The sequence below is a fragment of the Falsirhodobacter sp. 1013 genome, assembly GCF_051195255.1.
Taxonomy (GTDB): domain Bacteria; phylum Pseudomonadota; class Alphaproteobacteria; order Rhodobacterales; family Rhodobacteraceae; genus Falsirhodobacter.
In genome coordinates this window covers 215,435-227,451 of the sequence record NZ_JBNJLK010000002.1, presented here as the reverse complement: position 1 = coordinate 227,451, position 12,017 = coordinate 215,435, and the positions used below count along the sequence as shown (strand labels likewise).

General features: G+C 69.4%; 12 protein-coding genes. 6 read left to right on the top strand and 6 right to left on the bottom strand.

The genetic code is table 11. The features are described from left to right. The first annotated feature begins 1 nt into the window (after position 1). Entirely contained in the window at positions 2-1,174 is a 1,173-nt protein-coding gene (locus tag ACSHZY_RS04610) for a MalY/PatB family protein (RefSeq protein WP_435166091.1), read from the top strand. Here ACSHZY_RS04610 and ACSHZY_RS04605 read toward each other — a convergent pair. Then, on the bottom strand, positions 1,168-1,515 hold the full coding sequence (locus ACSHZY_RS04605) for a hypothetical protein (RefSeq protein ID WP_435166088.1): 348 nt from the start codon (positions 1,513-1,515) through the stop codon (positions 1,168-1,170). The two genes, ACSHZY_RS04610 and ACSHZY_RS04605, sit on opposite strands and share 7 nt — an antisense overlap. Positions 1,516-1,594: 79 nt before the next feature. Here ACSHZY_RS04605 and ACSHZY_RS04600 point away from each other — a divergent pair, with 79 nt between their 5' ends. Further along, positions 1,595-2,458: a glycosyltransferase family 2 protein gene (locus tag ACSHZY_RS04600; protein ID WP_435166085.1), complete on the top strand. Its 864-nt coding sequence runs from the start codon at positions 1,595-1,597 to the stop codon at positions 2,456-2,458. Beyond that, positions 2,455-2,994, top strand: coding sequence for an MOSC domain-containing protein (locus ACSHZY_RS04595; RefSeq protein WP_435166082.1), 540 nt, complete (start codon positions 2,455-2,457; stop codon positions 2,992-2,994). Before ACSHZY_RS04600 ends, ACSHZY_RS04595 begins: the two co-directional genes overlap by 4 nt. On the opposite strand, the gene ACSHZY_RS04590 is transcribed toward ACSHZY_RS04595, so the two are convergent. After that, positions 2,991-6,437, bottom strand: a complete 3,447-nt coding sequence (locus tag ACSHZY_RS04590; RefSeq protein WP_435166079.1) for a chromosome segregation SMC family protein — start codon at positions 6,435-6,437, stop codon at positions 2,991-2,993. The genes ACSHZY_RS04595 and ACSHZY_RS04590 overlap by 4 nt on opposite strands. A gap of 120 nt (positions 6,438-6,557) precedes the next feature. Here ACSHZY_RS04590 and ACSHZY_RS04585 point away from each other — a divergent pair, with 120 nt between their 5' ends. The 3 genes from ACSHZY_RS04585 to ACSHZY_RS04575 are packed head-to-tail and all read left to right on the top strand — an operon-like array spanning position 6,558 to position 8,598. Next, on the top strand, positions 6,558-6,914 hold the full coding sequence (locus ACSHZY_RS04585) for a CidA/LrgA family protein (protein ID WP_435166076.1): 357 nt from the start codon (positions 6,558-6,560) through the stop codon (positions 6,912-6,914). Further along, the gene (locus ACSHZY_RS04580) at positions 6,911-7,618 is read left to right on the top strand and encodes an LrgB family protein (RefSeq protein ID WP_435166073.1); all 708 of its coding nucleotides are present in this window, start codon (positions 6,911-6,913) and stop codon (positions 7,616-7,618) included. Before ACSHZY_RS04585 ends, ACSHZY_RS04580 begins: the two co-directional genes overlap by 4 nt. Further along, positions 7,615-8,598, top strand: coding sequence for a P1 family peptidase (locus ACSHZY_RS04575; protein ID WP_435166071.1), 984 nt, complete (start codon positions 7,615-7,617; stop codon positions 8,596-8,598). Before ACSHZY_RS04580 ends, ACSHZY_RS04575 begins: the two co-directional genes overlap by 4 nt. On the opposite strand, the gene ACSHZY_RS04570 is transcribed toward ACSHZY_RS04575, so the two are convergent. The 4 genes from ACSHZY_RS04570 to uvrC all read right to left on the bottom strand — a co-directional run bounded on the left by ACSHZY_RS04570 (position 8,599) and on the right by uvrC (position 11,881). After that, positions 8,599-9,033: a molybdenum cofactor biosynthesis protein MoaE gene (locus ACSHZY_RS04570; RefSeq protein ID WP_435166068.1), complete on the bottom strand. Its 435-nt coding sequence runs from the start codon at positions 9,031-9,033 to the stop codon at positions 8,599-8,601. Next, complete coding sequence (gene moaD / locus ACSHZY_RS04565) at positions 9,030-9,278, bottom strand: molybdopterin converting factor subunit 1 (RefSeq protein WP_435166065.1); 249 nt, start codon at positions 9,276-9,278, stop codon at positions 9,030-9,032. The genes ACSHZY_RS04570 and moaD overlap by 4 nt, the downstream gene beginning before the upstream one ends. Next, the gene (pgsA, locus tag ACSHZY_RS04560) at positions 9,275-9,940 is read right to left on the bottom strand and encodes a CDP-diacylglycerol--glycerol-3-phosphate 3-phosphatidyltransferase (protein ID WP_435166062.1); all 666 of its coding nucleotides are present in this window, start codon (positions 9,938-9,940) and stop codon (positions 9,275-9,277) included. Before pgsA ends, moaD begins: the two co-directional genes overlap by 4 nt. 75 nt (positions 9,941-10,015) lie before the next feature. Then, entirely contained in the window at positions 10,016-11,881 is a 1,866-nt protein-coding gene (gene uvrC, locus ACSHZY_RS04555) for an excinuclease ABC subunit UvrC (protein ID WP_435166061.1), read from the bottom strand. Positions 11,882-12,017: the final 136 nt, after the last annotated feature.

Genomic DNA, 12,017 nt, shown 5'->3' with positions numbered 1-12,017 from the left:
GATGAGCTTTGACGATCCGATCGACCGCTTCGGCACCCATTCGGTGAAATGGGACATGATGGAAACCCTGTACGACGTGCCGAAAGGTCAGGGTCTGGCCATGTGGGTGGCGGACATGGAGTTCCGGCCCCCGGCCTGCGTCCAGAAGGTCCTGACCGACATGGCCGATCATGGCGTCTACGGCTATTACGGCGATGATCGCGGGTATCTGGACGCGATCTGCTGGTGGATGCGCGAACGCCACGGCTGGGAGGTGGAGCGCGAGGCCATCTTCACCACCCACGGCCTTGTCAACGGCACGGGCCTGTGCGTGGACGCCTTCACGGCGCCGGGGGACGGGGTGGTGCTGCTGACGCCCGTGTATCACGCCTTTGCCCGCGTCATCGCCGCCGCGGGGCGCACGGTCGTGTCCTGCCCGCTGGCGCAGGTGGACGGCCGCTATGCCATGGATTTCGACGCCTGGGACGCGCAGATGACCGGGTCCGAAAAGATGCTGATCCTGTGTTCCCCCCACAACCCCGGCGGGCGCGTCTGGACGACCGACGAACTGCGCGGCGTGGCCGAGTTCTGCCGCCGCCATGACCTGATCCTCGTGTCCGATGAAATCCACCACGATCTGGTCTTCCCTGGCAAGAAGCACATCCCCATGCCCGTCGCGGTGCCGGACATCACCGACCGTCTGGTGATGATGACCGCCACGACCAAGACCTTCAACATCGCGGGCAGCCACACCGGCAACGTGATCATCCCCGATCCCGCGCTGCGTGAACGGTTCGGGGCCCGTCTGGCCGCGCTGGGAATCTCCCCCAACAGTTTCGGGCTGCGGATGGCCGAGGCCGCCTATTCCCCCGAAGGCGCGGAATGGGTGGATCGCCTGATGGCCTATCTGGACGAGAACCGACGGATGTTCGACGACACGGTGAACGCGATCCCCGGCCTGCGCTCCATGCCGATGGAGGCGACCTATCTGGCCTGGGTCGACTTTTCCGACACCGGGATGTCCATCGAGGAGATCGTCACGCGGGTGGAAAAGCAGGGCGGCATCGCCACGAACTACGGCCCCACCTTCGGGAAGGGCGGCGAGACGTTCCTGCGGTTCAACATCGCCATGCCGCGGAGCATGATCGAAAACGCTTGCGCGCGGCTGAAGGACGTCTTCGCCGATCTTCAATAGGCCGGCAGATAACCCGCCACAGGCTCGCCCGTCCGTTCGAAGTCGACGGGCGGGCCGTCGCTGATCGGCTGGAAGGACTTGAACTCGCATACAAGCTCCTCCCCTTCGAGGACGGAGGCGATGATCAGGCAATGGCCGATGTGACGCGGGCCATCGTAAAGGTCCACGAGGCCGCGCAGATGCGTCAAACGGTCGGCGTCGACGGCAAGGCCGGTGGCCCACATCCGCGTCACGGGGAACACCGTGTCGCCCAGCTGCACGTGAAGACGGGACCGGCGTCGGGTGCGGGCGGCCGCCTGTTGCAAACCATTGCGCAGATCTTCGGTCAGATATTCCAGCATGACACCCTCCCTTGCCATGATTATCATGTCGCCCGCCGCGGCACGAAATCAAGTGAGTCGGCGGCCGGAAAGGACGAATATGGACTGGGGCATCTGCATCACCGCCCACGCCTCCGAAATCCAGTTGCGCGCCTTTCTGGCCCATCATCTGGGGCTGGGGGCAAGCCACATCTGGCTGCATCTGGACGACCCGACGGACCCTGCCGCCGACACCCTTGAAGGCATCGACCGCGTCACCGTGATCCGCTGCGACGACGCGTGGTGGGGCAAGCGGCGGCCCGACCGGCACCAGAACCGCCAGTCGCGCAACATGCGCCGCCTGTACGACGCGGCGCCCCTGCCATGGATCGCGCATCTGGACGTGGACGAATTCATCCTGCCGCACCGTCCGGTCGCCGAGGTGCTGGCGGCCTCGGACGCGATTCTGGTGCGGATGCGCCCTTGGGAGGCGCTGCACGATCCCGCGCGGCCGTCCGGCCTCTTCGCCGCCCGCACCTTCCGCGCCCCGCTGCGCGATCTGGAACAGCGGATCGCCGCCTTCGACGATCACGCCCCCATCATGGCCAGCGGCGCGCTCAGCCATATCGTCGGAAAGGCCTTCTTCCGCACGGGCGTGACGGGGCTGGAACCGCGCCTGCATGGCGGCTTTCTGCATAAGGAAAGGATCACCGGCATCGGCTTCACCAAGGATCTGCCGCTGCTGCATTTCCACGCGCAGGACCGGGAGGCGTGGTTGCAGCGCCTCCCCTTCCGTCTGGAACGCGGCGCCTACACCAACAACGCGCCGCTGAACGACTTCCTGTCCACCGCGACCGAGGAACAGGTTCGGGCCTTCTATGACGCCGTGATGTCACCTCCCGCCCCCGTTCTGGACCGGCTGCGCGAGGACGGGCTGCTGATCGAGGCCGATCTGGATCTTGCACGGAAGGCGGCGACGCTGTGATCGGGTTCGACGACCTGCAGGCCGCCCTGCCCCATGTTCTCGCCGCGCCGAAGAACGATGCGCCCGTCACCGGCCTGTGCTTCCGCCCCGGCGTGGGCGAGCGCATCTTCCCCGACCATCTGCGCCTGACCGTGGCCGAGGGTGTGCCGGGCGACCGCTGGTTGTCCCGCCCCTGGCTGCGCCTGCCCGACGGTCGGCCTCATCCGGCGATCCAAGTGTCCATCCTGCCGCAGCGGGTGCTGGATCTGGTCTGGCGCGACAGGACGCAGCCACATCCGGGCGATCCGGTGATCGCCGATCTGGACACCTCCGAGGAGAATCTGCCGATCGGATCCCTGTTGCGCGTGGGCACCGCGGTGGTGCGGGTGTCGGACGTGTTCAACGACGGCTGCGTGAAGTGGAAGGTCCGCTACGGGGCCGAGGCCAAGAACTGGATCACCTCCCCCGGCCACCCGGCCCTGCGCCTGCGCGGCATCCTGTGTTCCGTGGAACAGGATGGCGAGGTGCGGGTCGGCAACCGGATCGTGAAGCTTTAACCGACCAGCGCCTCCGCCTTCTTCAGGTCCACGCTGACCAGCTGGCTGACGCCCTGTTCGACCATCGTCACACCGAACAGCCGGTCCATCCGCGCCATGGTGACGGCGTGGTGGGTGATGATCAGGAACCGCGTCTCGGTCCGGCGCGTCATCTCGTCCAAGAGGTCGCAGAAGCGGGTGACGTTGGCGTCGTCCAGCGGCGCGTCCACCTCGTCCAGCACGCAGATCGGCGCGGGGTTCGCCAGGAACACGGCAAAGATCAGCGCCATCGCCGTCAGCGTCTGTTCGCCCCCGGACAGAAGCGACAGGGTGGAGAGCTTCTTGCCCGGCGGCTGGCACATGATCTCCAGTCCCGCGTCCAGCGGATCTTCGGATTCCACCATGACCAGCCGCGCCTCCCCCCCGCCGAACAGGTGGGTGAACAGCGTGGCGAAGCTGGTGTTCACCTGCTCGAACGCGGCGAGCAGGCGTTCCCGCCCTTCACGGTTCAGGCCGGCGATGCCGGCGCGCAGGCGCTTCACGGCCTCGGCCAGATCGGCGGCTTCCGCGGCCAGCGCGCCGTGCTCCTCGGTGATGGCGCGGGCGTCTTCCTCGGCCCGCAGGTTCACGGCGCCCAGGCTGTCGCGGGCGCGGCGCAGGCGGAAGATCTCCTCCTCGAGCGTGGCGGCGTCGGGCAAGCCCGCAAGGTCGATCTGCAACCCGGCCAGAAGTTCGGCAGGGGTGCGTTCGGTGTCCTCGTGGATGCGCTCGGCGGCGGTCTGCACCGCGGCTTGCGCGGCGTCGCGCAAGGCTTCGGCGCGGGCACGGGCTTCGCGCGCTTCTCCGGCCGCGCGTTCGGTGTCGCGTTCGTTCGTCTGGGCGATGCGGGCGGCGCTTTCCGCGTCCCCAAGCGCGGCACGTGCGGCGTCGCGGCGGGCTTCCGCCTCCTCGATGCGTTCAAGCAGATCCTCGCGCGCGGCGGCCAGTTCTTCGGGAAGAACGGCGGCTTCCTCCAGTTCCGCCTCCGCCTCGGCCCGGCGATCGGCCAGCTCGGCGGCCCGGCGTTCGGCATTGTCCAGCCGGCCGCGCCATGTGCCCATTTCCCGTGCGATCTCGGCCCGGCGACGGGCGCGGGCGACGCCGTCGCGCTTCAACTCGTCATGGGCGCTGCGGCGGGTCAGCATGGCGATGCGCGCGGCCTCCAGCGCGACGCGCACCTCCTCCACCCCGGCGCGGGCGGCGTCCAGATCGGGCAGATCGGCAGCGGCGGCCTCCGCCTCGGCAAGGCGGGCGCGGGCGGCCATCGCCTCGTCCCCGTGGCGTGCGGCGGCCAGGCGGGCCGTTTCCACCCGCCCGGCAAGGATGGAACGTTCGGCCTCGGCGCGGCTGGCGGCGCGGCTGGCGTCGGCCACGCGCACGTCGGCGGCGCGGCGGGCCTCCCTTGCGGCCTGGTCGGCGCGGGTCGCCTCGGTCAGACGGACCTGCGCGTCGTCATGTGCGGCCACGGCCTCGGCCCGACGCCCCTCCGCCGCCTCCAGATCCTGACGCAAGGCAGACAGGCGGTTGATCTGGCGCAAGCGCTGCGCCGCGGCCGAGGGCGCATCCTCCGCTCCCGCGCGGAACCCGTCCCAGCGCCACAGATCCCCCTGAAGGCTGACCAGACGCTGGCCGGGGCGCAGAACCGCCTGAACGGCCGCGCCCCGATCCGCGTCCACAAGGCCGATCCGTCCCAGCCTGCGCGCCAGAACCGGAGGCGCCGTGACATGCGCGGCCAGGGGGGTGGTCCCGTCCGGCACATCCGCCGCCGCGTAATCCGGCAAGGTGAACCAGCCCGAGGGGCCATCCGTTTCCTCGGCCCGCAGGTCGTCGGCCAGGGCCGCGCCAAGGGCGGCCTCATATCCCGGCGCGACGGTGAGGCGGTCCAGCAGGGGCTGGCCCTGATCGGCCTCCCGCTCCACCAGCCGGGCGATGGCGGCGACCTCGGCCTTCAGGGCGGAGGTTTCGCTGTCGGCGGCCGAACGCGCCGCACGGGCCTCCGCCTCGGCGGCCTGCGCGGCGCTCCGCCGCTCCTCCGCAAGGCCCAGCGCCTCCTCGGCCACCTCGGCGGCCTCCCGCGCGTCCAGCAGCGCCTCGGTCGCGGCGTCCTGCGCTTCGGCGGCGTCCTCTTGCGCATGGGCGGCGGTGGCGGCTTCGTCCTTGGCGCGCGCAGCCTCCCCTTCGGCCCGCGCAAGGGTGGTGCGGGTGTCGGCCAGCAGGCGCTGGGCGGATTGGTGGCGGGCCGCCAGCCGCGCGATCTCCTCGGTGCGCTCGGACTGCTGCGCTTCGCGTTCCGCAAGGGCGGTCGTGGCGGTGCGGGCGGCCCGTGCGGCCTCGGTCAGGGCGGCCTCGTGGCCATCCTCGGCCACGTCCAGATCCTCGCCCTCGGCGGTCAGGCGTTCCAGCGTGTCCGCGGCGTCTCGGTTCAGCGCGCCTTCCCGCTCCGCGTCGCGGGCCAGTTGTTCGATCCGTGCCTGAAGCGTGCGGATGGTGTCGGCGGCCCGACGCTCCTGATCGGCCAGACCGTCTTGCTGCACCAGAAGACGCTGCAGCACGGCGGCGGCGATGGCCTCCTCCTCCCGCCGGGGGGCGAGGGCCGCCTCGGCCGAAGTGCGGGCCGTTGATGCATCCGCCGCCGCGCGTTCCGCACCCGCCGCCGCCGTCACGCGCAGGCGCAGCGCGGCGTCGGCCGCCGCAAGGGCCACGTCCGCCTCGTGCCAGCGCTGCCACAGCAGGCCGCCTTCGGCCCGCCGCAGCGCTTCTCCGATCTCGCGATAGCGCTGGGCCTGTTTGGCCTGCCGCGCCAGAACCGCCATCTGCGCGGCCAGCGCCTCCACGGTGTCGCCGACGCGGGCAAGGTTCGCCTCCGTCGCCGTCAGCCGCAGTTCCGCGTCATGGCGGCGGGCATACAGGCCCGAGATCCCGGCCGCTTCTTCCAGAATGCGGCGGCGCGCCTTGGGCTTGGCGTTGATCAGCTCCGAGATCTGGCCCTGCCGCACCAGCGCCGGGCTGTGCGCGCCGGTGGAGGCGTCGGCGAACAGCATCTGCACGTCGCGCGCCCGCACGTCCTTGGCATTGGCCTTGTAGGCGGACCCCGCGTCCCGCGTGATGCGGCGGATGATCTCGATCTGGTCTTCCTCGTTGAAACCAGGGGGCGCCCGGCGGTCGGCGTTGTCAAGGATCAGCGCCACCTCCGCGAAGTTCCGTGCCCCGCGCGAGGCGGTGCCGGCGAAGATCACGTCCTCCATCCCCGCGCCGCGCATGGCGGTGGGGCGGTTTTCCCCCATCACCCAGCGCAACGCTTCCAGCAGGTTGGACTTGCCGCAGCCGTTCGGTCCGACGACGCCCGTCAGCCCCGACTGGATCGTCAGATCGGTCGGGTCCACGAAGCTCTTGAAGCCGTTCAGGCGCAGGCGGGTGAAGTGCAAAAGGGGTCTCCGGGGTCTTTGCGCCCTGATAGGGGGATCGGTCCCAAAGGTCACGCCCGATGTTGCCGCCTTCCCCCCCCGCCGCGGTCCCCTTACGATGCCCCCGATTCGAGGTGCCTGATGATTCCCACCCTGCTGTTGCTTCTGGGCTGCCAACTGGCCGGAGAGATCCTGTCGCGGGGTCTGCACCTGCCCCTGCCGGGGGCGGTTCTGGGAATGATCCTGATGCTGGGGCTGATGCTGGCCCTGCCCCGCCGCGTGGACGGGATGCGGCCGGTGATCGTGCTGCTGCTGGCCAACCTGTCGCTGATGTACATCCCCGCCGGCACCGGCCTGATCGCCTTTCTGGCGGAGTTGAAGCGTGACGGTCTCGCCTTGGCGATCCTGCTGGTGGCGTCCACCGCCGCCTCGCTGATCGTGGGGGCCTGGGCCTTCGGGGCCGTGGCGCGGCTGACCGGCAACCGGGGCGTGGAATGACGGGAATGTGGGGGGCGCTGGGCCAGAAGCCGCTGTTGTGGATCGCGGCCACGCTGGCGGCCTATGCCATAGGCGACGGGCTGGCGCGGAGGGCGGGGCGGCATCCTTTGGTCAATCCGGTGCTGATCGGGGTGGCGTTGATGATGGGGCTGCTGCTGGCCACCGGCACCCCGTATGACGTGTATGCGGACGGGGTGCAGCCCATCGCGTTCCTGCTGGGGCCCGCCACCGTGGCGCTGGCCCTGCCCATCCGCGACAACCTGCACCATGTGCGACGCGCGGCGCTGCCGCTGCTGGCCGCGCTGGTGGCCGGGTCGCTCACGGCGGCTATCAGCGCGGTAGGGATCGGCTGGGCCTTCGGGCTGAACGGCGACATCCTCGCTTCCGTCGCGCCGAAGGCGGCCACGGCGCCGGTGGCGATGGGCATCGCCGAAACGCTGGGGGGCATCCCGCCGCTGACGGCGGGGCTTGTCATCCTGACGGGCATGACGGGGGCGATCATGGTATCGCCCCTGATGAACGCGCTGCGCATCCACGACTGGCGCGCACGCGGTTTCGCCGTGGGCGTCGCGGCGCACGGGATCGGCACGGCGCGCGCCTTGCAGGTGAACCCGGTGGCGGGGGCGTTCGCAGGGCTGGGAATGGGGCTGAACGCGATCCTGACCGCGTTCATCGCCCCCTGGGCATTGAGGGTGTTCCAATGAAGCAAGGACCGTTGAACCTGATCACCGACGTCGCGGGGCTGCGCGTCGGACATGCGGGCGATGACCGCCTTCGGTCCGGCACCACCGTGCTGGTGGGGGACGCGCCCTTCACCGCCGCCGTGTCGGTGATGGGCGGCGCCCCCGGCACCCGCGAAACGGACCTGCTGGCGCCCGACCGTCTGGTGCAGCAGGTGGACGCGCTGGTTTTGTCGGGCGGATCCGCCTTCGGGCTGGACGCCTGTTCGGGCGTGATGGACGGCTTGCGCGCGGCCGGTCGCGGCTTTGCCGTGGGCGGGGCGCGGGTGCCGCTGGTGCCGGGGGCGATCCTGTTCGACCTTCTGAACGGCGGCGACAAGGCGTGGCGCGAAAACCCCTATCGCGCCTTTGGCCGTCAGGCGCTGGAAGCGGCGGCGGCCGAGTTCGATCTGGGGACCGCCGGCGCCGGCATCGGCGCGATGACCGCCCGGTGGAAGGGCGGCGTCGGCTCCGCCTCGGCCGTGCTGAAAAACGGGGTGACGGTGGGGGCGCTGGTGGCGGTGAACGCTGTGGGATCCGTGACCGCAGGCGAAAGCCGCCGCTTCTGGGCCGCCCCGTGGGAGGTGGACGCCGAGTTCGGGTCCGTCGGCCTGCCCTCCGTGCTGGTGGGCGAGGAGGAGCCTCCCCTGACCAAGCGCAGGGGGGAGGCGACGACCATCGCCATCGTGGCGACGGACGCCGCGCTGACGCAGGCGCAAGCCCAGCGCATGGCGGTGGCGGCACAGGACGGCATCGCCCGCGCCATCGTGCCCGCGCACACCCTGTTCGACGGGGATCTGGTCTTTGCCGCCGCGACGGGCCGGCGCGAGGTCACCGAGGCGGACCAGTTCCTGCTGGGCCATGCCGCCGCCGTGACGCTGTCGCGTGCCATCGCACGGGCGGTGTACGAGGCGAGCCCGCGTCCCGGCGACCTTCAGCCCGTCTGGCGCGACGGGCTGGGCTGATCACCAGCGGGTCAGCGCGTCCTCGTCGCTGGCCTTCGCCTCCACCCACGCCTCGCCCTCCGCGCCGATTTCCTTCTTCCAGAAGGGCGCGCGGGATTTCAGGTAGTCCATGAGGAACTCGGCCGCCTGGAACGCCCCGGCGCGGTGGCGGGCGGCGGTGGCGACCATCATGATCGGCTCTCCCACCACCAGGCGTCCATGGCGGTGGATCACCAGCGCGCGTTCCAGCGACCAGCGGGCCGTCGCCTCCTGCACGATGGCGGTGATCGCGCGTTCGGTCATGGCGGGATAATGCTCAATCTCCATCGCGACCATGCGGCCCGCGTCGCGGACAAGGCCCGTGAAGCTGACCACGGCCCCCGCCTCCAGCCCGTGGGAGAAGTTGTTCAGTTCCGCCCCCATGTCGAAGGCGGCGGTCTGGACGCGGACGGTCATCCGCCGGTCATCGGGGGGAAGAAGGCCACTTCGCGCACGCCGGCCAGCGGGGCGTCGAAATCGGCCAGATCCTGATCCACCGCCACCCGCAGGGCGGAAGTGTCGGCGAAGGCCAGCGCATACCGTTCCTCGCGTTCGCGCAGTTCGGCCACCAGATCCGCGACGGTCGCCGCCTGCGTTTCCACGCGTTCCTTCGGCAGGCCGATGCGTTCGCGGACCCAGGCGAAATACAGGATGTCGATCATTTCTCATCCCTCAGGAAGGGCAGCGCCTTGATGAAATAGTCGACGCCGGTGATCGCGGTCAGCAGGGCCGCGATCCAGATCAGGACCAGCCCGATCAGCGTGGCCGTGGTGGCGCATCCCAAGGACCCGCAGGTGCGGATGGCCGGTTCCAGGCCTAGGGTCACCGCCTCGGAATACTCGCCCGCCGTCATGCCCTGAAGGGCGATGCCTTCCAGATATTCCAGCCCCGTGCCCAGGAACAGCACGGCGATGGCCACCATCTGCGCGGTTGTCTTCCACTTGGCCAGCTTCGTGACGCGCAAAAGCCCCGCCCGTGCGCCCAGGAATTCGCGCAGGCCCGACACGAACACCTCCCGGAAGAGGATCACGGTCGTGGGCAGGATCAGCCAGGGGTTCATCCCGGAATAGCCGGTGATGATGACCAGCGCGATCACCACCATGGCCTTGTCGGCGATAGGGTCCATCATGCGGCCGAAATTCGATTCCTGCTTCCACAGGCGCGCCAGATAGCCATCGAACCAATCCGTCACGGCGGCGCTGACGAACAGCGTCAGGGCCAGCCAGTCGGCCCAGGGGCGGTGGAAATACAGAAACATCAACGCCACACCCGGCGCAGCCAGAAGGCGCAGGACGGTCAGCGTGTTGGGCAGGTTCCAGGTCATGGCGCAGGCTTATCCCGTTTCGCCCACCAAGGGGAAGGGGCGGCTTTGCAACAGATATGTGGAAGCTTGCCCCTTTCAGCCCTTGGCATGAAAGAAATCATGGATGTTCTGCGCCATCTGCGCCGAAATGCCTTCCACCGCCTGAAGATCCTGAAGGCCCGCCCGCGCCACGGCCTTGGCCGAGCCGAAATGCGCCAGCAGCGCGCGCTTGCGGCCCGCGCCCACGCCTGGAATCTCGTCCAGCGGCGTGGCGCTGACGGCCTTGGCCCGCTTCGTGCGGTGGGCGCCGATGGCCCAGCGGTGCGCCTCGTCCCGCAGACGCTGGACGAAATACAGGACCGGATCGTTGCGCTGCAGCGCGAAGGGGCGCTGGCCGATGCGGTGGAACTCCTCCTTGCCCGCGTCGCGATCGATGCCCTTGGCCACGCCGACCATGGGGATGTCGTCCACGCCCAGACCGGCCATCACCTCGTGCACCGCGCTGACCTGCCCCGCGCCGCCGTCGATCAGCAGAAGGTCGGGCCAGGCGTCGGACTGGCGGTCCGGGTCTTCCTTCAGCAGGCGTTCGAAGCGACGGGTCAGCACCTCGCGCATCATGCCGAAGTCGTCGCTGTTGGCGCCGGCGGCGCTGCGGATGTTGAACTTGCGATACTGGCTTTTCAGGAACCCTTCCGGCCCCGCCACGATCATGCCGCCCACCGCGTCGCTGCCCTGGATGTGGGAGTTGTCGTAGACCTCGATCCGCTGGGGGGCGCCGTCCAGCCCGAAGGCCTCGGCAAGACCGTCCAGAAGCTTCGTCTGCGTGGCGCTTTCGGACATGCGGCGGGCCAGGCTTTCGCGGGCGTTGCGGGCGGCGTTCTCCACCAGCTCGGCCTTCTCGCCCCGCTGGGGCACGCCGACCACGACCTTGCGACCCGCGCGTTCCGACAGCACCGCCTGCACCAGGTCGGGATTGTCGACCTGCGTGTTCAGAAGCACCATCCGCGGCGGTTCCTTGTCGTCATAGAACTGCGTCAGGAACGCTTCGAGGATTTCCGGCGCCTCGGCCCCGGCCCCCGTCTTGGGATAGAAGTCGCGGTTGCCCCAGCTTTGGTTGGCGCGGATGAAGAAGACCTGCACGCAGGCCTGCCCACCTTCCATGTGAAGGGCAATCACGTCGGCCTCGGCCACGCCCTTGGGGTTGATGGACTGGCCCTGCTGCACCTGCGTCAGCGCCTTGATGCGGTCGCGCAGGGCGGCGGCGCGCTCGAACTCCATGTTCTCGGACGCGGCGGCCATGTCGCGGGCCAGATCGGCCTGCACCCGGGTGGAGCGGCCCTTCAGGAACTGCTCGGCGTCGGCGATCAGGCCGTTGTATTCCTCGGCGCTGACCTTGCCGACGCAGGGGGCGGCGCACCGCTTGATCTGGTGCAAAAGGCACGGCCGCGTGCGGCTTTCGAAGACCGGGTCCGAACAGGTGCGCAACAGGAACACGCGCTGCAACTGGTTCAGCGTGCGGTTCACGGCGCCCGCGCTGGCGAAGGGGCCGAAGTAGCTGCCATCCTTGCCCCGCTTGCCGCGGTGCTTGCGGATCATCGGGAAGGCGTGGTCCTTGGCGATCAGGATGTCGGGGAAGGACTTGTCGTCGCGCAGAAGCACGTTGTAGCGCGGCTTCAGCTGCTTGATGAGGTTCTGCTCCAGCAGCAGCGCCTCCGTCTCGGTCCGGGTGGTCAGGAACATCATCGACGCAGTTTCGCGGATCATCCGCGCAATGCGGCCCGAATGGCCGGAAGGACGGGCGTAGTTCGACACCCGCGCCCGGAGGTTGCGCGCCTTGCCGACGTAAAGGACCTGACTTTGCGCGTCCAGCATCCGGTAGACGCCCGGCGATCCGTCCAGCGTCTTGAGGTATCCTTGAATGACCTGATGGCCCGTGGGCAGGATGTCGGCACTGTCGGTCACGGCTGATTCCCGGGTCGGCTGCAATGGTGGCGGGGTGCGGGCAAGAGGAAAGGCATCCACCGAACCTGTGGATAAGGCTGGGCACAACGGACGGAAATAGGGGATTTCCCCTTGTTTTGCAGGAGGTCCATCAAAC